Raw genomic sequence first — 23,233 nt, forward strand, 5'->3', positions numbered from 1 at the left:
TTCCAGTCGGGGTCGCGGTTCGGCCAGAGCGGCCACTCCTGAACGCGGTCAATGTGAACTTCGACCGAGGCGAAATCGGCTTCAGGCGTCGAGGTGAACGAGCGCAGACACCCCCGGCACTCGTCGGTTTTGCCGCCGACGGAGATGCGGTTGTGCAGAAAGGCCGCGTCGACCGGGGGGAAATATTGGCTTCCGATATCGGCCAATATCGGAACACCTTTTTCGTACCAAATGATCGAGCCCTCGTCATGGTCGTAGTGCATCGAGGCCTTGCCTGCTTTAAGAAGCAGATAACCGGTTTCGGAACGCATACAAGCGCCGAACTCCGGGTAATGTCGGCTTTCGGGAAGTTCATCGGGGGCAGCGGCCAAGCTGCGGTCGATCAGAGCAATTGTTTTGAAGGTGGAATTGAGTTCCCCTCCTGCGTTGATGACCGGCTGACCGGCGCGGTTCCAGGCGCGCATCATACGGGAAGAAAATTCGGGATTATCGCGGGCAAGATTCGCCGCCCACGCGAAGACGTTTTGAAAACTCTGCGTCCAATAGTTCGCCGCGGTGTCGCCGACAGTGGGCAGCAGATGAATGCCGCAGCGGATATCGGGCGGGGTCTGAATCGAGGCAAGAAAGTCCATAGCCGAGAGAAAGCGCGGGTCGGCGGAAAAATCACGGTGACCGCTGTTTTTGAGCGCAGTGAAAAGGAAGATCAGATAATTCATCGAATAGGCCTGATAATTCGGGGCCTCAATCCAGGCGCCGTCGGGATAGACCGCGTAATCGAGCTCTTTATCGAGCTCGGCTTCGACATAAGAAGCCCATGCTTCAGCGTCCGGATGGCCTTTTAACAAGCAGGCGAGCGTACCGAGCGCGGAAAAATGGTCGCTGTGAAAATTACGGTTGCCCTTGGAAAATCCGGCGCTGACGGGAGGCCAATAATCGGGGTCGGCCATACAGTGTGCCAAAAAGGCGAATTGCCGTAAAATATCAACTTTTTCCTGCACGAAAACCGCGGGGGAGTCGGCGATCAGGTCGAAATCGAGCGCGATCAGGCGGAGCGGGCGGCTGAGGCGGATGCAGACAAGCTCGTGCAAGGAATAGCCGAAGTCGGCGATCAGACGGATGCGGGTGCGCAGCCACCCGGCGATCTCGGTTTTGGCGATTTCGGCATACTTGTCTTCTCCGGAAAGCAGATAAACCCCTGCGGGGTCGAAACCGTTGGGGTCGTCTTTGTGTTCCGAAAGGGCTTTGCGCAGCCAGGGCCAATTTTGAATCTGCCCGCGCAGGCGTGGAATATCCTGCTTTTGAAGCAGGAGGTGAGGGTGATCCTCCGCTGGTTTCCAAGTGCGATTCCATGCAAGAGCATCTTCGAGGGACGGGCTGCCGTAAACAGCGCAAAGGGTATCGGCAGGACGAATTTTATCCATCGGGTTTTTCAGCATATTCTCCCAATTCTGATAGGCGGAAGTGAGTTTCACGCTTTCTCTTTGAGAGTAATTGGAGCAGAGCGACAGTACCCAGACGCGCGCGCCCCCGGAGACGGGCAGTTCAATTTGATCGGATTTGACCACAGGGCCTGCGGCTTTGCCGTTTTTCCATTGTGAGGCGCAGACGGGGACGGCACAGAGGCAGGAGTTATCCGTAAAACAGAGCTGCATCAGGGTCGCGGTGTTCGTGTCCCAGGTGTAAAAGGGCTGCAGACGGACGGCGTCGTCGGGGCTTGGGGTATATTCAATGCGCTTCCACTCGTCGGCGCGGCCTTTATCGGCGGATGGCGAGTGCATGCGGGCATAGATTTTATGCGGAGTTTGATTGAAGCGCAGGGTGAATGGCAGGGGTTCTTTGCAGGAAAACGATTCGGTGATTTTGAGATCGGCGGTATCTTTGAAAAATTCGAGGGTGATGTTCCAGCAGCCGCCGTTTGCAAAGGCGTAGCGTAAATCGGCTTGAACCGTCATAGGGCGGCAAGTCAGGCGGGTTTGCAGTACTGCGAAATGGGTCTCCGGAATCCCTCCGTCAGCGCTTTGCGAAGCGCCACGGAATTCGTTTACGAATTTCGATTCATCGCCCTTTAACAAGGGAAGCAAACCGGAAAGGCGGAGGGTTTGATTAAAAAAGCGGAGAATCGGGGGCGGAGGGGCGGAATATGTGCCGCTTGCCGGAAAATCGCAGGTGAATTGGGGGGTATGGACGGAAATCACGCCGTCTGCTTCGGCGACTTCGGCAAAACAGGAGCGGGCGGAGGATTGTTCGAGGATGAAATATTTAAGCGTTTCGTTCGGATTCAGTGAGAGCATCAGTCCTATGGTCAGGGAATCTTCGTCAAGGCTGAGAAAATCGGCATCGATCGGTATGCCGGACGGGTCGGTCATCATCAGATGATGAAGGACGGCAGGGCGGTCGAGCACGGTTTGCAGGCAGACATACTGCCGGGGCCAAAAAATGCCCAGCGGTTCTTGGATTGTCAGTTTTCCGATAATCAAAGCAGCTCCTCCGTAACCTCGAGGTCGAAATTCAAGATATCGTGTTTGCCGTTTTGGTCAGCGACGGTCAGAATAAAATGATTCAAACCCTTGTCGGCGGATGAGGGTGTGCCGTGCAGATAACCGTCATAATCGCGGATTTCCAGCCAATCGGCGCCTTTGATTGAGAAAGTGAGTTTTTGCGCGTTGTGAAAACCGCTGTACATCGGCCTGTCTGGCAAGCGGTTATATAAGAGCTTTCCGAGCGAGCGGACGGACTTGACGTAAACAGCATATTCCGCGCCGACGCGGGCGGCAGGTTCAAGGGAGCTTTCTAAAAAAAACGGGCAGTGAAGATTGATGCAGGAGGTCGGTAAACTCCCGATGCCTTCGGCGTTAAACGCGCGGACGCGGTAATAGGCATACACCCGTTTGAATCGGGTGAGTTCGAGTTCGGTATTTTGGGTCTTGCAGATCAGATTGGCGGGATAAATTTCGAGTACGGCCGGGGAGTCGGTACGGTTCGTCCAGATCTCACAGGGTTTGTCACACGGGGTGAAACCGTTTTCGTCGCTGCCGTATACGGCGTAGGTCAAGCCGCTGCCGACGGAGTTCCAACACAAAGTAAGTTTACGATTTTCGCGGATTAATGTAAAGCCGGCCGGGATGGGCGGCGCGTCCCAAGTGAACGAACCGGGTTCGCTCCATGCGCTCCAAACACCGTCTGCGTTTTTGCCTCGTGCCCGCCAAAAATAAGTTTTATCGGGAGGCAGAATCAACGAGGGGTCGGTATCCGATTCGGGTTTTGTTGTGCGCTGTTGGAAAACGGGAGCATAAGGCCACGCAAAGTCGGCGCGGTCGCTGAGCATAAATTCATACCCGGCGGCGTCGGCGCTTGTCCACCGGAAAGGTCGGCCGGAGTCAAAAGAGATGAGCGCGGGAGGATTCGGCGGAGCGACGGAGGATTCCCGCCAGAGGTGGGTGATTTTCAGAGTGCGGTTCGGGTCAGCGCGCAGTTCAAGGGTGTTATCGCCGGAATCCAATTCGGGCAGCGACGGGCGGTAACTTTGAAAAACAAGGTTGAGCTCATCGACGATAAAATCCGCGTCCCGGGCGTCGATATGCAATTCAAGATGATAACAGGTTTCGGACAACGCTTTGCAGTCGGTGTTGAACTCACAGCAGAATTCGCCGGGTTGGGTGACGGCATATTTGCTCTCTCCGGCAGCGGCGACGGTGACAAAAAGCCGACCGGATTTCAATTTTCCTTTGACTGAAAATCCGGTGATCGGCCATGGGCAATCGTCCCGATAAAAATAAAGAGACTTATTTTCGCGAAGGCCAAGGACCGTTGCACAGGGCTCACCCGACAGCCGCTTTTCACCGGAGACAAGGTTTCGATGCAGGGGCTTGTCTCCGATAAATTTATCGTAATAAAAAACGATCCGCTGGCCGGGTTTGAGCGTGAAGGCCATATCGCGGGGGTCGGAATAAGCAGAAATCCAATCGGAGCGCCAGCGGTCATTGCCGCCGAACAGCGCGGCGAGTTCGCCGATTTCGACAGAACCGGCGCGGCGGGCCAGAAAGGAATCGGCGCAAAGCTGCTCATAAGAGGAAATCCCGCCGTCGTCGTCGGGGATAAATGCGCCTTTGAACTGATCTTGAGCATTCGGGTAGAGCGCGTCGAAATAACGGCGGGTTCCGCCGAAAAACAGTTCGGCAACCGCATGGCTGCCGTCGGAGAGTGAGCCCGTGCGGGCGGGAATTCCGGCTGCCGCGGCAAACAGCGCCAGCGCGCCGTTGAAGTTTCCGCAGGCACCGCTGCCCATGCCGGTTAAAAATCGGATGAGGGAAACACCGGGACTGTGAAAATCCAGACCCGGCCGGGTGGGGCCGAAAGTGAGATACTGCCGAAGAAACTGCCAGAGCGCGAGGGCTTTTTCGCGGTCGGTTTCATATCCGCCGCAAACGGTCTTCACTAAACCGGACAGTGACGAAAAGTCGCGCCCGTTCGCAATCAGGGCATTCACTTCGACAGGGGAATCGGAGAGGTTTTCAATCGTCAGCGCGAGGTTATTTTGAAAAGACGGAAGTTCCGAGGGCTCGGCGGCGGTGTTTCGGCTGTCCAAAGTCGTATTCATATGGATTTTATATTGATATAAACCGTATGAATCGGTTGTCAGGGTTTCGGTATGCTGACGCGGGACGGTATCATTGCAAAGCGGGCCGTTTTCCCCGGCATCTGAGTGAGATGACGGGCTTCGCCTCTGTTTCGAATCTCCGCACACAGGCTTTTCCATTGCATATCCCCCTTTGCGATTTATGAGTTTATTTTAACACAGGACGAAGACGCTGGCAATGGGTTGCAAACATTGACAGCGTATGAGAAAATATGGTAATATGAGGCAGAATCACAAGATAAAAGATAGCAATCTCTGTATTGGGCGGATAAGGAAGATTGTCGATGTTATAAAATTTAAGCAGCGATAAAATCAATTGACATTTTATCCGAGTATCCGTATAATCGGGGAAGAATAAGCAAAAGGGGTGCATTTGAAAATAGATTTCCAAACCGGAGTTGGATTCTTCGGTAATTGCATCATAAGGCTTAGACGAACAGAAAAATCAAATTTTCCGAGACGGATCAAACATCCTGACTACTACGAAAGGAAGATATAAACATGCGCATGAAAACGATTTATGCAAGCGAGACCGGGGCAAAACTCGACTCCGACGTCTATACCGGAGGGGGGACCGACGATACCGCTGCGCTGCAAAAGGCGCTGGATACGGCGAAAGACGAGAGCGCGGTGCGGCTCGTGATGGACGGCTCGGCGCTGATTACGGGCCTGACGGTCTATTCCGACACGACCATCGAATGCCTGAGCGACGCCTGCGGGTTTTATCAGGCCGACAACTCCAACCGGGCGATGATCGTCAACGCACATCCGTCCAGGGGCGAGCGGATTGACCGCAACATCAAGTTAATCGGCGGCACTTACAACCAAAACTGCCTGCACCAGGCGCACCATGTCCCACCCGAGAAACCGTATCCCGAGGGCGATTCGCTCGTGGTGTGCATCTCCTTTTTCGGCATCGAAAATCTGATGATTCGCGATGTGGTCATCCGTAATCACCGCACTTTCGCGTTTTTAATCACCAACTGGGAAAAGGTCACAATGGAAAATATCCGGTTTGAGCTGCCGGACTATATGCACGGCAATCAGGACGGCATCCACATGCAGGGGCCGGGTCGGTTTTTGGTGATTCGCAACGTGCAGGGAAAGACCAGCGACGACATGATCGCGCTGAACGGAGACGAAGAAATCAACGGCAATGACCGAAACTGGATGCATCCGCATGCCACCGTCGGGCCGATGTCCGATATTCTCGTCGACACCGTCGTGTGCGACGATGCGTCGCAGGTCATTCGGATTTTGTCGCGTGAAAATCTGATCGACCGGGTCACGATCCGCAACGTTTCGGGGACTTACCGCAGCTTCGGCTTTTATCTGCATGCGTGGGATCTGCGCAAAAAAGGCTTTCAGGGCGATTACGGCAGCGTATTTATCGAGAACGTCGACCTGCGGCAGACCGAAGCCGACTACAACTATACCAAGCGGTTTTTATTCCGCATCTCCGGAAAACACAAGTGCATGACGCTGAAAAATATCTATTACCGCGACCCGACCGACGACCGCTATGTGATCTGGCTCGAGGGCATCTCCGACATGAAAGGTATGGGGTTCGCTCCGGCGCAGGTGGAATCGCTGGTCATCGACGGGCTGCACATTCAGGACGAGGGCGACACGCCGCAGACCTTCCCGTATATCGCTGCGGAAGGCAAAATCAAGCGGATGGTCATCCGCAACAGCGAGCTTTACTGCAAGGCCGGAAAAGAGCCGGTGTTTTTATCGGCTGCGGGCGAGGTCGCGGACATCGGTCGTCTGGCGATGTATAACGTCGTTTCCGAGAATGTCGGCACGCTGATCGACGACCCGGAAGGGAACATCAAAGCGCTGGAAGTGGACAGCGAGGAATGGGAATAATTCAGAGTTCGGAATTCAGTATTCAGAATTTAGAATGCCGGAGCGTTTATCGTTCCGGCGTTCTTTGTGAGTGAGGGAAAGTGTTTTGCTTCCGCGTGATTAAATAAAAATTCCGGGTCGTCGAGACGCCGACCCCTACATAAGCCGGCGAGGATGGAAGCGAGTGCTATCGGGCGAACACAGTTCGCTCCTGCTCTTGAAAATTGAGGGGTTTTGCGGTATGATAGCAAGGTAAATTTGAATTTTGTGAACGGAGATCAATGGATTATGGTAAAACGGGCGGTTGTTTACGGCGCGGGGAAATTGGTGCGGTGCTTTATCAGTCAGATCCTGCACGCAAGCGGATATGAGATCGTGTTTTTAGAGCTGGGAAAAGACCTGGTGCGCATGCTGAATGAGGCAAAGCGCTATCCGGTGCGGCTCGTGACCAACGACGAGACCAAGGAATTTTACATCGACAACTTCCGCGCCGAGGACAGCTCCCAACCCGGGATCGCCGCAAAAGAGATGCTTGAGGCCGACTTGATGGTGACCAGCGTCGGCGCGCGCAATCTGCAATACATCGCCCAGCCGATCGCAGAGGGCATCAAGGCTCGCATTGACGCGGGGAAAGCGCCGCTCAATATCATTTTAGCAGAGAATCTGAACGATTCCGGCCACTATATGCGCGAGCAAGTGTGCAAATATCTTGATGAGGCGACCATTGAGAAACTCGATGCGAACGTCGGGTTTATCGAAGCGAGCATCGGGCGGATGGTGCCGGAACTGGCCAAGGGCGAAGCAGATGATCCGCTGCTGGTGCGCGGCGAGCCGTATGAGATCTTGCAGATCGACGGCGCGGCGGTGGTCGGCAAAAAGCCGGAACTCGTCAACACGCTGTTCTGTGACCCGATTGAGCCGTATATCCAGCGCAAGCTTTTTGTGCACAACATGTGCCACTGCGCCTGCGCGTATCTCGCGGCGGGCAAATATGAGTTTATCCACGAGGCCATGTGCGATCCCGCGATCCGCTATCTGATCGAGCAGGCGGGGTTGGTCGGGGTACGTTCCATCGCCGCCGAGGAGAAAATGAGTTACGATTCGCTGCTCGACTTCCTGACCAAGCTGCAATATCGGTTTTCCAACGTCAATCTGCGTGACACGGTTGCGCGGGTGGGAGCAGATCCGATGCGCAAACTCGGCAACGACGACCGGATTACCGGGCTTTACCGGTTGGCCAAGAAACACGACATCGATGTGTCATTCCTGATGCCGGTGTATGCGGCGGCGCTTTGCTACCGCAGCGAGGCGGACAAGGCCTCGGTACAGGTCAATGACGATTACAAGGCAAGCGGCGTCAAAGAGACTTTGAAAAAATATAGCGGGATCGATTTTTCGGATGAGGAAATCAAGCAAATTGAAACACATATTGCGAATCTGCAAAAGGGCGATTTTGACGAACTGATCCGGTTGGCGGAATCGGCAAGAGCCAAGAACACAGAGACGACCTGACGTGATAAAAGCGGCTTGCTTGACAAGCCGCTTTTTTATAATTATAATTTCTATATTTAATAGATAATTTCAACCGGAATTAGAATCTATCTCAAAAAACGCGGTTATTGTTTCACTGACAGAAACAGGATATGATGTAATCACAACGGCGCCGTTGATTTGATTCAAAGGAGTTGAGTATATGACAGTATATTTGGGAGAAAACCTCAAACGGCTGAGAAAAGAAAAAGGACTGACGCAGGAGAAACTGGCCGATTTTCTCGGGGTGTCGTTTCAGGCGGTGAGCAAGTGGGAGCGCGGAGAGACTTTTCCGGACATCACAATGCTTCCGACAATTGCCTCGTTCTTCAACGTCACGGTCGACGAAATGCTCGGGGTCGGCAAAGCGGAGCGGGAGCGGCAGGCACAGGCTTATATCGATAATTATTACCGGTTGTGGAAATCCGGGGACATCCGTAAAGTGCGTGAGAAAATAAAAGAAGCAATCACTGAGTTTCCGGGTGATTTTCGGCTGTTGGTGCGTTATTTGAATACGTTGATTACCGAGAAAAACACAAATGATAAAGGCGGATTTGAGATACTGGATGAAGCGAAAACGATTTATGAAAATATTAACGAGTTTTGCACCGAGGACAGCATCCGGATATGGGCAAAAAGGTTGATTTGCACGTTATACAAACGGCTTAGCTTTGTCGAAAACAGCGGGATTCAACTCTCGGATATGGAAAAGATTCTCGATGAGATGCCGCTGATGCAGAATAGCCGCGACTATGTATCGACCTTTTTGTATCCGCCGGGAGAAAAAAAGCAGGAGGCCTGTAAAAACGCGGTGAGGGAACTGATATATCTGTTCGGCGGCGCAGTTAATAATCAATTTTATTGGTCCACCCAATACTCGCCGCAGGAAAAACTCAATGCCGCGAAAACCGTATTAGCGGTATACGAGGTTGTCTATCCCGACGGTGATTACGGAGAGAGCTGGATTCATGCGATCAATACCTGTTTATACGCGGGGAATTGGGCGTATCAATGTGGAAATTCAGAAGAAGCTGCGGTGTATCTAAAAAAAGGCGCAGAGATTGCAAAACGGTTCGATGAACTTCCCGATTGGCTGGAACAAAGTTCATTGCTCACAAGGGGATTAAAAACCGAAAAAAGCCGGATTCCGGTGTACGGTGAAAATCTGCGGGAACGCGCAAAAAAGATGATTGGGCAATATGCTTTTGACGATGGGTTCAGGAAGACAGCCGAGTATAAAGAAGTCATAGAGATTTTGGAAAGTTAAGCGAATCGGATCGGAGAGAAATCTCCGTCTTAAAATTGTTAAGCGGTATATATTAAGGATGGCTGATGAATGCCACCACCATTGCAAAGTTTCAGGGAGTTCTCAAAACGAACTCCTTTCCCCATTCCCTTTGACAAGGGAGGCAAATAAACGGAAACGCATGCTATCAAGCCTACGATCTTCAGATTCTACGACGAATTTGTAACCGGTATTTTGGCGATGGACCAAGGTTGGAAGCGCGAGCTGCGTTGCGAACGGAACGTAGATTATAGGACGCGTTTGAGACCGCCATCATGGCGGCGGTTGCAAAAACGCGGTATAGATAATATAATAAGAAGGTGCAAAAATACAGGTTACGAAAAACCGTTTAACGGAGGACTTCTATCCATGAAAATTTTCGTTGATACCCCTGAAAATATCGCGAGAACGGCGGCAAAACAGTATGTGTCGCTGCTGCGCGAAAAGCCGGGCGCGGTGCTCGGATTTGCCACCGGCTCGACGCCGCTGGGGCTTTACGGCGAACTGGCGCGGTTATGCAAAGCGGGGGAGATCAGCTTTAAAGAAGCAAGGACTTTCAACCTCGACGAATATGTCGGGATGAAGGGCACCGAGGAACAGAGTTATCGCAGGTTTATGGACGAAAATCTGTTCTCGAAAATCGATATCGCGCGTATCAATACCCATGTACCGTCCGGAATGGACATCGACGCCGCGCCGCTGTATGACGAGGCGATTGAAGCCGCGGGCGGAATCGATCTGCAGCTGCTCGGCATCGGCAACGACGGGCATATCGGATTCAACGAACCGGGTACGCCGTTCGGAAGCGGGACGCATCATGTCAAACTGACCGCAATGACTCGGGAGGCAAACGCGCGGTTTTTCGATTCCATCGGCGAAGTGCCGACGCATGCCGTCACGATGGGGATTAAAACCGTAATGAACGCGAAAAAGATCATTTTTATCGCATTGGGCGAAGATAAAGCCGACATCGTAGCGAAGGCATTTTTGGGTGATGTGACGCCCGAGGTGCCGGCATCGGTGCTGCAGCTGCACCCGTTTGTCGAGGTATATCTGGACGGTGCCGCTGCCGCAAAGCTTTAACTGATTACATAAAGGAGAGGGCAATGGGCAAATATTTCGGAACCGACGGATTTCGCGGAGAGGCCAACGTCGGCCTGACCGTCGACCAGGCATTTTTGATCGGCAATTATCTCGGATGGTATTTCGGGCGGGAGCACAAGTGCTCAATCGTCATCGGAAAAGATACGCGCAGAAGCAGTTATATGTACGAAAATGCGCTGTGTGCGGGGATCACCGCGGCAGGTGCGGACGCATATATCCTGCACGTCACGACGACGCCGAGCGTCTCGTATGTCGCGCGCACCGAGGATTTTGACTGCGGCATCATGATCAGCGCGAGCCATAACCCGTTTCAGGATAACGGAATTAAGCTGTTAAACCGAAACGGCGAGAAGATGGACGCCGAGATTGAGGCCGAAATAGAACGGTATCTCGACGGAGAGATTCCGCGTCTGCCGCTTGCGACCGGTGAAAAGATCGGGCGCACGATCGACCATTACGCGGGAAGAAACCGTTATATCGGTTATCTGATCTCTCTGGCGGTCAATTCGTACCGGGGCATCAAAGTGGGGCTCGACTGCGCCAACGGCAGCACCTGGATGATTGCGAAAAGCGTGTTCGACGCCCTCGGTGCCGACACCCATGTGATCAACAACACACCGGACGGGCTGAACGTCAACTTAAAATGCGGTTCCACCCACATCGAGGGGCTTCAGAAATTCGTCGTCGGAAACGGGCTCGACGTCGGATTCGCCTTCGACGGCGATGCCGACCGGTGCGTTGCGGTCGATGAGAACGGCGAGGTCGTCAACGGCGACAAGATCATGTATATCTGCGCGGCGAGCATGAAAAAGTTCGACCGGCTGGGCGATTCCAAGGTCGTGACCACCGTGATGTCCAATTTCGGATTATACAAAGCGCTCGACCAACTTGGGATCGGATATGAAAAAACCGCGGTCGGCGACAAATACGTCTATGAGAATATGGTCAAAAACAATCACCTGATCGGCGGCGAGCAGTCGGGGCATATCATCTTCCGTAAATATGCCAATACCGGCGACGGCATTATCACGGCGATCAAAGTGATGCAGGCGATGCTCGAAAACAAAATGCCGCTTTCTAAATTGGCAGAGCCCATGATTGAATATCCGCAGGTGTTGAAAAATGTCCGTGTTAAGAATAAGGACGGAGCGCTGAATACCGCAACGGTCAAAGAAGCCGTGGCGAAAGCCGAGGCGAAACTCGGCGACAGCGGACGGGTGTTATTGCGAAAGAGCGGAACCGAGCCGGTTCTGCGTGTAATGGCGGAAGCGGCGGACGAAAAGACCTGCGAAGAACTGGTTGACGGCATAATCGCGGCGATCAAGGACGCGGGAATGTTGGCGTGATGAACCGGAGGATTTTATATGATTTATAAAACGGCCGAATTGCTTGACTTGACCAAAACCAAAGCTGCACCGTTGCTTTCAGGCACGCAATATCCCTGGGAAGCGCTTGATAAGCTGAAGGGCTTTATTCTTGAACTCGGGGCGACTTTGTCTGAAGAGGAATATAACCACCCGAAACCGGACGTCTGGATTGCGAAAGACGCGGAGGTTTTCGGGTCGGCTTATATCAAAGGGCCGTGTATCATCGGGCACAAGACCGAGGTGCGCCAGTGCGCGTTTATTCGGGGCAGCGCGCTGGTCGGCGACGGCTGTGTGGTCGGCAACTCGACCGAACTGAAAAATGTGATTCTATTCGATGGGGTGCAGGTTCCGCACTTCAACTATGTCGGCGATTCTGTTTTAGGATACAAGGCGCATATGGGCGCAGGCGCGATCACTTCAAACGTCAAAAGCAACAAGACGGATGTGGCGATCAAGGACTGCGGCGAATGCCTTGCGACCGGGCGGCACAAGCTCGGTGCGATTTTGGGTGACTTTGTCGAGGTCGGCTGCAACAGCGTGCTGAATCCGGGCACCGTGATCGGACGAAACACCAACATCTATCCGCTGTCGAGCGTGCGCGGAGTGATTCCTGCGGACTGCATTTTTAAAACCGGCGGCGTGGTTGTGAAAAAATATTAATACGGATCGTATATAGGCGATATAAAAATACCCCAAGTTCGAATTTAATCCGAACTTGGGGTATTGCTTTGCTCCGGGTCGCATTGTCCTGATAATGCGGATTGTTCTTCGGGTGCACAGATGGCTATGTAAGAATCGATGTATTTCGTAATGGCCATATTGACTTCATCCGCTAAAAAATAACGGTCTTTGCCCCTTGGCGTACCGTCCTGAAAGGTGCTTCCCATTGAAACGGGGTCATAAACTTCAAAATAGGTCTTTCCGTCGACGACCCGATACCCTTTTATGATGATATAGTGGGTTGTGGCAGATCCGTATTTATGAATGCGATCTTCCTGTTTTAATGCGGCAGATATGTATTTCATGTCCAGCGGAACAAGGAGAATTCGCCCTTTTGTAATATCCTCTTTCATTTTAGAGACATCGACGGATTTCACGACAGAGAAGGGGATTTCAATGTGTTTAAGGTAGTTTTGAACAGTCGGATACGGCCAGCCCGAACCGCCCGGGTCGTAATATTCCCTTGCCTGTTCAACGGTTTCGGGAAAATCTTTTTTGTACCATTCGGCGGCCATGACGCAGCAGGCGGGCCCGCAGTTCTTGCTCCCGTAGATACCGGTGTCAAATTGATCAATGTACCAATCATAATCCCGGTCGCTGCAGACATAACGGGTCTCTGTTCTCCCGAGTCCCCATGCTTTGAGATTTTCGCGGGAAATCGGAGTTCCGACATTTTTGCCGCAGCCCGCGACAAACAGCACTGCCGCCGCGAAAACCGACAGGAGTTTGACGGAGTTTTTCATGGCGGAACCTTCACTTTAAACTATCAGATGTGAATGGTCATGCCGTCATAGACGGGGATCATACCTTCGGGGGCAAGACGGGCGGTGCGCTCGGCGTGGGTGTCATGGTGCAGACCGCGGGACATATGCGAGAGATAGATTTTGGTGTCCGCTGTGGTAATGCCGAAAGAAGCGAATGACTTTAACATCATACGGATCATCGGGATGGAATTATGCTCGGCCATGCGGTAATCGCCGTCGTAGTCGCCGACGGTGGCATCAAGGATCATCGCGTCGAAAGCGGCGTTCTTGAGATAATAATAGCCCTTATTCAACATCCACGCGCCGTCGCAGCCGTAGAAAAACTTTTTTCCGCCGTGCTGAAAGATATAGTGGACGGGAAAAGCGTCGTGATTGGCTTCGATGGCGCTGACTGTGATGCCGCTGCAGTCGTATTCAGTCAGAGGAGCAATTCCGATTATCTGCGCGCCTGTCAGCTGCAAATCGGCATCGGCTCTGCACCGGATACGCAGCTTTGCGCCGTGCACAATCAATTCGGAGACGGCTTCGGGGCGGAAATGGTCATCGTGCAGATGGGTCAGAAAAATGTCGGTGACGGACGAAAGCGGGATTTTCAGGATATTCAGCGCGCCGACGGTGTGAGGCCCGCAGTCGATGAGAATATGACCGTTAACCAGTACCGACGAGCAGCGGCGGATGTCGCTGTCAAAGCGGTCTTTGCAGAAGGTTTCGAGTTCCGGGGAAAAATCGGCGGCGCCGGTGCCGAGGAAGGTGAGTTCGAATGACATTTGAAGTGGCCTCATACAGATGATATTTCCATATAGTATATGCGAATATAAATAATACAAAATGTTTAGTTATATCCGGCACTTTGGATGCAATCAGTATAGCTAATTGGCTGAAGGTTGTCAATCGAACGCTTTCGGTGTATAATAATGGGGAAAATTTAATGACCAACCGGTATATTTGATAAAAATAAAAATCTCTGCCGGGCGGTTATTGATAAAAGAAAGGTCTAATAAAAAGATGAAAAAATGTGTTCAGAGCGCTATGATTACCGATGTGATGGGACTGCGGGAGGGCTTCGCCGCGATCAAGCGGGCGGGGTTCGACGCGGTAGATTACAACATCGACATGCTCTATTCCTGGAACGAGATCATGAGCGGAAAACCCTCGGAAAAATTCAAAGACGAAAATCTGATACCGTTTATGACCGAAGTGCGCGACGCGGCTCGTGAAAACGGCGTCGAGTTCGGCCAGATGCACGCGCCGTTTCCCTCCTGGGTCGACGGCAACGGAAAAACCAGCAAAAACGTTTTCGAGACGATTGTCAAGAGCATCGAGATGTGCGAATTCTGCGGCTGCCCGCGCATCATCATCCACCCCGGTTTCGTCGGAAATCCTCATTCGCCGCTGACGAAAGAGCGCGAACATGAGGTCAACATCAAACTGTACACCGCTTTGATACCCTATTTGAAAAAGCATCATGTCATCTGCTGTTTGGAGAATATGTTCCGGTATGACAGCGAAAAAAAGCACATCTATGCGGGAATCTGCTCCGACGTCAAAGAGGCGATTGCTTTCATCGACGAGCTGAACGGAATTGCCGGGGAGCGGTTGTTTGGGTTCTGCCTGGACACCGGCCATCTGAACCTGATCGGCGCGGACCAATATGAATTTATTCTGGCGCTCGGAGACCGCCTCGAGACGCTGCACATTCAGGACAATCACGGCACCGAAGACGAGCATATCGCTCCGTATATGGGCAACATCATCTGGGACCGCTTCTGCAAGGGGCTGCGCGACATCGGCTATAAGGGCAATCTGAGCTTCGAGACCTATAACGCGCTCAATCTCTATCCGGTTGAACTTCGGGAGAGCATCCTGAAGCTGCTCGGCGACACCGCGGAGCATTTCAGGAGAAAAGTCCGGGATTGACCGAAAACCACTTCCCATACCAACTTTTTTATGTTATAATGACTGCGCCATACAAAGTACCGCTATTAATTAAACAGGAGGAACACGACATGAAAAAATGGATTTCTCTCATTCTCGCGCTTGTCCTGATGGTGATGCTGCCCGGCTGCGGTTTGCTGCGCAGAATTGTCTCCAATGCGGGGAAAGCTGTATCGGAGATCACCGAATCCGGCGAACCATCCGAACCGGAAACCGAAAGTTCCGCCGAAACAGTCAGTAATTATGATTACAGCGCCACAGACACCATTTACGGGCAGATGTCCGCTTCTGAAAAACAGGCGTTTATCGAACAGGCCAAGCTCTCCGGTACCGATGTCACTTTCAATGCGGACGGAAGCACGACGTTTACTTATGAGGACGGCTCTGTCACAAAGCAAAACGCCGACGGAACCTGGACGTATTCTGACGAAGACGGGACGGCAACCACGCAGTTCGGCGGGGAATGGCCGGACAACGAATTCACCCGTCTGGTTCCGAAACCCGATTTCGGAGAGTTGTTCGGAGCGGTCACGGAAGAAAAATCCTTCATCGTGATGTTCACAAACCCCGATTTGAACAAGATGCGCGCCTATATCCAAGCCGTGAAAGCCAAAGGCTTTACCATCGACGCGGAAAATACAGACGAGACTGCGTTCGGCGTCACCGTATTGAGTTATAAAGCGAAAAACGCCGCCGGCTTCGAGGTCACGGTAGCAAGCGCGGCGGGCGTGAACAGCATCTCGATATCGAAGGAATAATTAAAGGGATAAAGTACTGCAGCGCGGCATTGCCGCGCTGTTTTTTTCTGATCAACATTTTATACATGTTGATTTTCCCGAGGATTGAATTATAATAAAAGCAATGTTTTGCCTGAAGAGAAAGGATTCATTTATGATCAACGAAAAGCCCCGCGTTCATCTCATCGGAAACGCGCACCTTGACCCCGTGTGGCTTTGGCGCTGGCAGGAAGGCTACGCCGAGATCAAGGCGACTTTTCAGAGCGCGCTCGACCGCATCGGGCAGTTCGACGATTTTATCTTCACCACGGCCTGCGCGGCTTATTACCGGTGGATCGAGGAATCCGAGCCCGAGATGTTCGAAAAAATCAAAGCCGCCGTCAAAGCGGGGAAATGGTGTGTCGTGGGCGGGCAGTGGATTCAGCCCGACTGCAACATCCCCTCGGGAGAGAGTTTCGCGCGCCATGCGTTATACAGCCAGCGGTATTTTGAGAAGTCACTCGGCGTGAAAGCCAAAATCGGCTATAACGTCGATTCGTTCGGCCATAACGGCAACCTCCCGCAGATTTACAGAAAAAGCGGCATCGAGGCCTATGTGATGATGAGACCGCATAACGGCCTTGAAAAGCAATACCCGTTCCCGGACGGCGTACCGTTTTTATGGGAAGGGGTGGACGGAACCCGTCTCCCGACGTTTCATATCCCGCTCGGGTATTGCAACAGGTTGTCCGAGGATCATCTCAAATGGATCGAAAAGATCGCCGCGGAGGGCGGACGCTGCGAATCCATGGCTTTTTACGGCGTCGGAAATCACGGCGGCGGCCCGACGGTAAGCAATATCGAGTTGATTCATCAGGCGCAAAAAGAGGACAGGCCTGTCGAATATGTCATCTCTTCACCCGAGCGGTATTTTACCGAAGTGATGAAGAAGGCAAAAGACAAACCGCTTCCGGTGCTAAAGGGCGATCTGCAGCACCATGCGAGCGGCTGTTATTCGACGCATGTCGAGACCAAGTTTTTAAACAGAAAATCCGAACAGACGCTGATGGCCGCCGAGAAATGCGCGGTTTTGGCGAATCGGAAACTCGGATTGAACTATCACGGCGAGCGTCTTGAAAAGGCCTGGGAAAAGGTTCTTTTCAATCAGTTCCACGACATCATGGGCGGCTGCTCGATCAAGGATGCCTATGCCGACGCGCGGGATTTCTACGGCGAGGCGCTTACGGCTGCCGCCGAGACCTATAATATGGCGCTGCAAAAAATTTCGTGGGCGGTTGACACCGACCGCGGCTTCCGCTGTCTGTCAAAAGACATGAGTTCGCGGCTGTGGGAAATGGACAACAAGGGCGTGCCGGTGGTGGTCTATAACCCGCTGTCGTGGCCGGTGCATACGACGGTTCAGATCAATCGAAGCGGGCTTGCCGGTGTGACCGATGAGCAGGGCTGCGCGATTGCGTTCCAAAAGGTGCGCGGCCCGCAGCTGAACGGCGCAAACGATATGCACAACGTGATTTTCCGCGCCGATTTGCCCGCGATGGGTTACCGCACTTACTGGGTATACCTTGAAGAGAGCAAGCCCGCGCAGAAGCCGCTTCCGCTCAAAGCGACCGAGTATTATATGGAGAACAATTTCATCCGCATCGAATTCGACCGTGCGACGGGATTTTTAAAGAGCGTCTATGACAAGGTTTCGGGGAAAGAACTGCTTTCGGGCGCAGGAGCCAAGCCGGTCGTGGTTGATGAGACCGAACTCGACACCTGGGCGCATCATGTGTTCACGTTCCGAAACGACATCGGGGTCTTTGAAAAATCCGAGATCCGCGTGATTGAAAACGGACCGGTTCGGGCAAGGGTGTTGGTCAAATCAGTTTACGGGCCTTCCAGCGAGCTCGCGCAGATATTCACGCTTTATGCCGACGGAACCGATGTCGAAGTAGACGCCAAACTGCACTGGAAAGAAAAACACAAGATGCTGAAACTCGCTTTCGAAACCAAGACCGTTGACCCGAAAGCGGTTTTTGAGATTCCGTACGGATTTATCACCAAACGGCCCGACGGCAAAGAACAGCCCGCTCAGTGCTGGGCGGCGGCTGAGGATGGCATTCGCGGCCTCGCCGTCATCAATAACGGCAAATACGCCTATGACGTCAAAGAGTGTGAAATCCGTCTGACCGTTGTGCGCGGCGCGATCTATGCCGACCATTTCGGCATGGCGGTCCGCGACGATCTGTGCGATTATCAGGAGCAGGGCGAGCACACGTTCAAATATATCATCAAACCGTATGCGGGTTCGTTTGCCGACGCAAAAGTCGTTCGGCGGGCGTGGGAGCTCAACAGCCCCGCGGTTCATGTGATGGAGACCTATCACAAGGGAAAACTGCCGCAGACCCTGGAAAGCGTCGAAATCGACAACGAAAACGTAATTTTGTCGACGCTCAAACAAGCCGAGGACGGAGACGGCGTGATTGTACGGCTGTATGAATGCAACGGGAAAGGCGGCGCGGTCTGCGTGAAATTACCGTGGTTAGGAGCAGAGATCAAAACGACGTTAGGCTCGTGCGAGATTAAAACGTTCAAAGTCAAAGCTGACGGTAAAACTGAAGAAGTTAATCTGATAGAAGAATAAAGGCAGGTTGCTCACGAGAAAGGAAATTGAGATGGAAGACAAAAAGGTCCGCGTTCATCTGATCGGAAATGCGCATCTCGACCCCATTTGGCTCTGGCGCTGGCAGGAAGGGTACGCTGAGATCAAGGCGACTTTTCAAAGCGCGCTCGACCGGATCGAACAATTCGACGATTTTATCTTTACCACGGCTTGTGCAGCCTATTACAAGTGGATTGAGGACTCCGAGCCGGAGATGTTCGATAAAATCAAAGCTGCCGTCCAAGCGGGGAAATGGTGCGTGGTCGGCGGATGGTGGATTCAACCCGACTGCAACATCCCGTCGGGCGAGAGTTTTGTGCGGCAAGCTCTTTACAGCCAGCGTTATTTCCAAAAGACATTCGGCTTAAAAGCCAAGATCGGTTATAACATCGACTCGTTCGGCCACAACGGCAATCTGCCGCAGATCTATGCAAAAAGCGGTTTCGAGGGCTATGTGATCATGAGGCCCGAAAACGGGGTTGAAAAACATTATCCGTTCCCCGAAGGCATGCCGTTTTATTGGGAAGGCGTGGATGGGACGCGGCTTTTGACTTATAAAATTCCGCGAAAATGTTTTGTCGGCGCGGTGAACGAAGAACATCCCGGTAATTTTGAAAAAGTCGCTTCGGAGAGCGGCCGGAGCGAGCTGATGGCATTTTTCGGCGTTTGCAATCACGGCGGCGGTCCGACGATCGAAAGCGTCGAGCTGCTGCGCAGGGCGCAGCAGGCGGAGGCAATGGTCGAATTTATCTTTTCCTCGCCGGATCGGTATTTTGCGGAAATCCGAAAAAAAGAAGACAGTGAGCCGTTTGCGGTGTTGAAAGGCGATTTGCAGCATTTTGCGAGCGGGTGTTACTCCACGCACAGCACGACCAAATATCTTAACCGCAAATCCGAACAGACGCTGATGGCCGCAGAAAAATGCGCTGTGCTGGCGGATAAGACGCTCGGGTTAAAATATGACTGCGAACGGCTTGAAAAAGGTTGGGAAAAGATGCTGTTCAACCAATTCCACGACGTGATGGGCGGCTGCTCGATCAAAGCTGCTTATGAAGATACCGACGAATTCTACGGTGAGGCGCTGACGATCGCGTCCGAGACCTATAATATGGCCTTGCAAAAAATTTCGTGGGCGGTCGACACCGAACGGGGTGTGCGGTATCTGTCAAAAGATATGGACGGCGCCATTTGGGAGATGGAGAACAAAGGCGCCCCGGTCGTCGTATATAACCCGCTTTCCTGGCCGGTGCGCGCTGCGGTGCATCTGAACAAGGACAAGATTGCGGGTTTGACCGATGAAGCGGGGAATGCGATTGCTTTCCAAAAAGTTCGTGACCCGCAGTTTCACGGCGCGGGCGGGCGGTATTCGACGCTGTTTCGCGCCGATCTCCCGGCGATGGGCTACCGCACCTACTGGGTCTATCTGAAAGAATCCAAACCGGCGCCGAGGCCGCTTCCGCTTCGGGCAACCGAATTTTATATGGAAAACAATTTTATCCGGATTGAGTTCGACCGCAAAACCGGATTTTTAATGAGCATTTATGACAAGGTCAGCGGGCGGGAACTGCTTGCGGGTGCGGGCGCAAGACCGGTCGTGATTGACGAAACCGAACTCGATACCTGGGGAATCGGCGTTTTCAGCTTCAGAAATGAGATCGGTGTCTTTGAAAAAGCCGAAATTCGCGTTCTCGAAAACGGCCCGGTCCGCGCCCGTGTGATGGTTCGGTCGGTCTTCGGACCGGTCAGTGAACTTGAACAGATTTTCACGCTCTATCCCGACGGAACCGACGTCGAGGTCGAGGCGAAGGTGTTTTGGAAAGAAAAGCACAAGCTGCTCAAATTGGCTTTCGAGACTAAGACGAGCGGCCCGAAAGCGGTTTACGAGATCCCGTACGGCTTTATCACAAAGCAAGCGGACGGGATGGAAGAACCCGCGCAGAGCTGGGCGGCCGTCGAGGACGGAAAACAAGGCCTTGCGATTCTCAACAACGGAAAATATGCCTATGATATCAAGGAAAATGAGATTCGTCTGACCGTGCTGCGCGGCGCGGTCTATGCGGAAGCGGCGTACAACATTCCTTTCCGTGATGATTTGTGCGAATATCAGGAACAAGGGGAGCACACGTTTAAGTATATCATCAAACCGTATACGGGTTCGTTTGCCGATGCCGGAGTGGTTCGGCGCGCGTGGGAGCTCAACAGCCCTGCGGTTCATGTGACGGAGACCTATCACAAAGGAAAGATGCCTCAGACCTTCGGCGGCGTTGAAATCGACAATGAAAACGTAATTTTATCGGCGATGAAAGAGGCCGAGGACGGGGACGGCGTGATCGCGCGGCTCTACGAATGCAACGGCAAAGGCGGCGCGGCCTGCGTGAAATTGCCGTGGCTCAACACGGAAATTAAAACTTCATTCGGCCCGTGCGAGATCAAGGCGTTTAAAATCACAGACGGGAAAGTCAAAGAAGTCAATTTGATCGAAGAGTAAAAGCAAGAAATAAACCGGCAGCTATGGCTGTCGGTTAATTTCTTTAAGATCTTAGGAACAGTGAAGAGTGAAAAATTTAATACCGCGCGGCGATATTATTAGAACCACCCATCGCAGTTCTGCCATGCCACCCCTCAAAGTAAGGAATTATATATCACTTTGCACTTTTCATTGCGAGCTGTCAACTAGACGATAGCGATTGCCCGCACCAACGAGGCTTCGGCTTCGAGGGCGAGGGGAAAGGCGCTGAATTTGAACGGGCCGCGCAGTTGTTCAAGGTCTCTCAGGTTTTCGACGATGCAGATATCGTGTTCGAGTAAATACAAATGCACCGTGAACGGCAGAGCATCGGGGGACGGGAAGTCGAGGCCGATTAATTTGACCCCGGCGGAAGCCAGTTTTTCGGCGGCGCTCATGTCGAGCATGGGGTGAGCGGTAAAGTATTCGGGTTTGCCGAAGGCCTTGTCCCAGCCGGTGAAAAACAGCGGGATATATCCCGGGATCAAATCAAAATCGGCACAGGTGATGACCGTTTTGCCGCGTACGTCAAGCACCTGCCCGTCGCCGAAAAAGCGGTCCGGCGGAAAATCGGCACAGGTCGTGCCGCCGAACAACTGATGCATCGGCAGATCGACATGGGTGCCGTTATGCAGACAGCCGCTGATTTTATAAGAGACATAACCGATCGTGCCTTCGCGTTTAGTCAAACGAAAATCCGGGTCGCCGGGGTAAGCCGGCGTATTGTCGGTGAGACGGTGGGATAGATCGAGAATCATTTTTCGGGTTTTTTGGCGCCGAAGGTGAACCAGACGCCGGCGGGTTCGGGAAATTCGGTCGGGTCAGCAAGCAGTTCTTTATAATTCGCGCTGACTTTTTTGAACGCCGCGACAAATTGGTCGATGAGCGCTTTGTTGTATTTTTTAACCCACGGAACCGAATAGATTTGGCTGTTGATCGCGGCTGAGACCGGAAGGGATGCGGTGGCTTCGCGCACATCGGTCTCGGTGAAAGCGATGCGGGTCGGTTTTCCGTCGCGGTAGAGATCGGCGGTCTGCATCATCGGGTGGGTGTGAAGCGGGCGGTTGGCGCCTGGGTTGACATCGGGCACACCCTCGGCGCGCACGGCGGCGCAGAATTTGGCGATCGGAAGGCCGCCGAGTTCTTCGGCTTTATAGAGTCCGTGGGCGTAGTACCAGCCCGCCATGGTCGAGCCGGTCTTTTCGTCGACGCGGTGGGCGCGGATGCCGGGAGTGCCTTCGAGCTGATCCCAGAAATAATTCATCGCCTTGCGGATTTCAACGCAGCGCTCGTCGTAGTATTTCAATTGGATCAGGCCGACGGCTGAGGACATCTGATGGACTCTGCCCTTGACACTTCCGAGCGGAAGGCCGACCAGCGGGAGCAGATCCGGTTCGGTGATGTTGTCGGTATTATTTCTCTCGTAATGCCCGTAGACCAGCGCGCGCTCATAAGACCTGCGGTCGTTCGTGACAAAGATGCCGGCTTCCCCGATGGCGAACGATTTTCCGCTCATCAGGCTCATAGCGGCGACGTCGCCGAAAGTGCCGAGCTTTTTACCTTTATACAGGCCGCCCTGGGCGTGTGAGACGTCTTCGATGACCTTGATGTTGTGTTTTTTCGCGATGGCCATAATCGCATCCATATCGGCGGGATGGCCTATGTAATGGACAACCATGACCGCCTTGGTGTTCGGGGTGATGCGGCGCTCAAAGTCTTTCGGATCGATGCAGAGGGTGTTCGGGTCGACGTCGCAGAATACCGGCGTCGCGCCGAATAAGTAGGCTTGAATGCAGGAAGCCCAATAGGTCAGCGACGGGCAGATCAGCTCGTCGCCGCGCCCGAGCCCGACGGAAAACATCGCGGCCGCAAGCGCCATCGTGCCGCTGGTGTAGCCGACCGCATATTTCAAACCCATCCATTTGGCGAATTCATTTTCGAATTTGATCGTGATATCCGTGCCGCTCATAGCCGCACGATGGAGTACGTCCAGAATCGCTTTTTCCTCTTCTTCGCCGTAGATCGGCCAGCGCATCTCCTCCGCGAAATCGAGGGTTACGGTTTTCGGGCCGCCCAAAAATGCCGGTTTGCTCATAAAAGCACCTCCGTGATGAATTAAGCTCAGTATATCAGATGCCGAGAGATTTGACAATGCCA

At 52.9% G+C, this 23,233-nt stretch carries 16 protein-coding genes; 10 read left to right on the top strand and 6 right to left on the bottom strand.

The window, feature by feature from the left end; all coding sequences use genetic code 11:
- The coding region (locus PKH29_00050; GenBank protein HNX13230.1) for a hypothetical protein at positions 1-2,477 on the bottom strand (2,477 nt) is incomplete at its 3' end.
- Complete coding sequence (locus PKH29_00055) at positions 2,474-4,756, bottom strand: hypothetical protein (protein HNX13231.1); 2,283 nt, start codon at positions 4,754-4,756, stop codon at positions 2,474-2,476. The genes PKH29_00050 and PKH29_00055, both read right to left, overlap by 4 nt.
- Before the next feature lie 381 nt (positions 4,757-5,137).
- Between PKH29_00055 and PKH29_00060 the strand changes: the two genes are divergently transcribed.
- The 6 genes from PKH29_00060 (at position 5,138) to PKH29_00085 (ending at position 12,430) form a co-directional block, all read left to right on the top strand.
- Entirely contained in the window at positions 5,138-6,505 is a 1,368-nt protein-coding gene (locus PKH29_00060; GenBank protein ID HNX13232.1) for a hypothetical protein, read from the top strand.
- Positions 6,506-6,772: 267 nt separating this feature from the next.
- Complete coding sequence (locus tag PKH29_00065; GenBank protein ID HNX13233.1) at positions 6,773-7,996, top strand: hypothetical protein; 1,224 nt, start codon at positions 6,773-6,775, stop codon at positions 7,994-7,996.
- Between the two features lie 181 nt (positions 7,997-8,177).
- Positions 8,178-9,281, top strand: a complete 1,104-nt coding sequence (locus PKH29_00070; GenBank protein HNX13234.1) for a helix-turn-helix domain-containing protein — start codon at positions 8,178-8,180, stop codon at positions 9,279-9,281.
- A gap of 387 nt (positions 9,282-9,668) precedes the next feature.
- On the top strand, positions 9,669-10,382 hold the full coding sequence (nagB, locus tag PKH29_00075) for a glucosamine-6-phosphate deaminase (protein HNX13235.1): 714 nt from the start codon (positions 9,669-9,671) through the stop codon (positions 10,380-10,382).
- A gap of 23 nt (positions 10,383-10,405) precedes the next feature.
- Positions 10,406-11,749: a phosphoglucosamine mutase gene (glmM, locus tag PKH29_00080; protein HNX13236.1), complete on the top strand. Its 1,344-nt coding sequence runs from the start codon at positions 10,406-10,408 to the stop codon at positions 11,747-11,749.
- An 18-nt stretch (positions 11,750-11,767) separates the two neighbouring features.
- The gene (locus PKH29_00085) at positions 11,768-12,430 is read left to right on the top strand and encodes a UDP-N-acetylglucosamine pyrophosphorylase (GenBank protein ID HNX13237.1); all 663 of its coding nucleotides are present in this window, start codon (positions 11,768-11,770) and stop codon (positions 12,428-12,430) included.
- A gap of 44 nt (positions 12,431-12,474) precedes the next feature.
- On the opposite strand, the gene PKH29_00090 is transcribed toward PKH29_00085, so the two are convergent.
- Positions 12,475-13,233: a hypothetical protein gene (locus tag PKH29_00090; protein HNX13238.1), complete on the bottom strand. Its 759-nt coding sequence runs from the start codon at positions 13,231-13,233 to the stop codon at positions 12,475-12,477.
- A 23-nt stretch (positions 13,234-13,256) separates the two neighbouring features.
- Positions 13,257-14,021, bottom strand: a complete 765-nt coding sequence (locus tag PKH29_00095; protein ID HNX13239.1) for an MBL fold metallo-hydrolase — start codon at positions 14,019-14,021, stop codon at positions 13,257-13,259.
- A 238-nt stretch (positions 14,022-14,259) separates the two neighbouring features.
- On the opposite strand from PKH29_00095, the gene PKH29_00100 reads away from it, so the two are divergent.
- From PKH29_00100 to PKH29_00115, 4 genes are all read left to right on the top strand, one after another.
- Positions 14,260-15,171 carry a sugar phosphate isomerase/epimerase family protein gene (locus tag PKH29_00100; GenBank protein HNX13240.1) on the top strand — a complete coding sequence of 304 codons (912 nt, stop codon included), beginning with the start codon at positions 14,260-14,262 and terminating at the stop codon, positions 15,169-15,171.
- 89 nt (positions 15,172-15,260) lie between these two features.
- Entirely contained in the window at positions 15,261-15,947 is a 687-nt protein-coding gene (locus PKH29_00105) for a hypothetical protein (protein HNX13241.1), read from the top strand.
- A 133-nt stretch (positions 15,948-16,080) separates the two neighbouring features.
- Entirely contained in the window at positions 16,081-18,552 is a 2,472-nt protein-coding gene (locus tag PKH29_00110; GenBank protein ID HNX13242.1) for a glycoside hydrolase family 38 C-terminal domain-containing protein, read from the top strand.
- 31 nt (positions 18,553-18,583) lie between these two features.
- Complete coding sequence (locus PKH29_00115; protein HNX13243.1) at positions 18,584-21,058, top strand: glycoside hydrolase family 38 C-terminal domain-containing protein; 2,475 nt, start codon at positions 18,584-18,586, stop codon at positions 21,056-21,058.
- 185 nt (positions 21,059-21,243) lie between these two features.
- On the opposite strand, the gene PKH29_00120 is transcribed toward PKH29_00115, so the two are convergent.
- Positions 21,244-21,834 carry a cyclase family protein gene (locus PKH29_00120; protein ID HNX13244.1) on the bottom strand — a complete coding sequence of 197 codons (591 nt, stop codon included), beginning with the start codon at positions 21,832-21,834 and terminating at the stop codon, positions 21,244-21,246.
- Positions 21,831-23,171, bottom strand: a complete 1,341-nt coding sequence (locus PKH29_00125) for an aminotransferase class I/II-fold pyridoxal phosphate-dependent enzyme (GenBank protein ID HNX13245.1) — start codon at positions 23,169-23,171, stop codon at positions 21,831-21,833. Before PKH29_00125 ends, PKH29_00120 begins: the two co-directional genes overlap by 4 nt.
- Positions 23,172-23,233: the final 62 nt, after the last annotated feature.

It is taken from the genome of Oscillospiraceae bacterium (assembly GCA_035353335.1).
In the GTDB taxonomy this organism is placed as follows: domain Bacteria; phylum Bacillota; class Clostridia; order Oscillospirales; family JAKOTC01; genus DAOPZJ01.

Coding starts and splice junctions, on each gene's coding strand:
- PKH29_00055 (HNX13231.1), bottom strand. CDS start 4,756: ATGGAAAAGCCTGTGTGCGGAGATTCGAAACAGAGGCGAAGCCCGTCA.
- PKH29_00060 (HNX13232.1), top strand. CDS start 5,138: ATGCGCATGAAAACGATTTATGCAAGCGAGACCGGGGCAAAACTCGAC.
- PKH29_00065 (HNX13233.1), top strand. CDS start 6,773: ATGGTAAAACGGGCGGTTGTTTACGGCGCGGGGAAATTGGTGCGGTGC.
- PKH29_00070 (HNX13234.1), top strand. CDS start 8,178: ATGACAGTATATTTGGGAGAAAACCTCAAACGGCTGAGAAAAGAAAAA.
- nagB (HNX13235.1), top strand. CDS start 9,669: ATGAAAATTTTCGTTGATACCCCTGAAAATATCGCGAGAACGGCGGCA.
- glmM (HNX13236.1), top strand. CDS start 10,406: ATGGGCAAATATTTCGGAACCGACGGATTTCGCGGAGAGGCCAACGTC.
- PKH29_00085 (HNX13237.1), top strand. CDS start 11,768: ATGATTTATAAAACGGCCGAATTGCTTGACTTGACCAAAACCAAAGCT.
- PKH29_00090 (HNX13238.1), bottom strand. CDS start 13,233: ATGAAAAACTCCGTCAAACTCCTGTCGGTTTTCGCGGCGGCAGTGCTG.
- PKH29_00095 (HNX13239.1), bottom strand. CDS start 14,021: ATGTCATTCGAACTCACCTTCCTCGGCACCGGCGCCGCCGATTTTTCC.
- PKH29_00100 (HNX13240.1), top strand. CDS start 14,260: ATGAAAAAATGTGTTCAGAGCGCTATGATTACCGATGTGATGGGACTG.
- PKH29_00105 (HNX13241.1), top strand. CDS start 15,261: ATGAAAAAATGGATTTCTCTCATTCTCGCGCTTGTCCTGATGGTGATG.
- PKH29_00110 (HNX13242.1), top strand. CDS start 16,081: ATGATCAACGAAAAGCCCCGCGTTCATCTCATCGGAAACGCGCACCTT.
- PKH29_00115 (HNX13243.1), top strand. CDS start 18,584: ATGGAAGACAAAAAGGTCCGCGTTCATCTGATCGGAAATGCGCATCTC.
- PKH29_00120 (HNX13244.1), bottom strand. CDS start 21,834: ATGATTCTCGATCTATCCCACCGTCTCACCGACAATACGCCGGCTTAC.
- PKH29_00125 (HNX13245.1), bottom strand. CDS start 23,171: ATGAGCAAACCGGCATTTTTGGGCGGCCCGAAAACCGTAACCCTCGAT.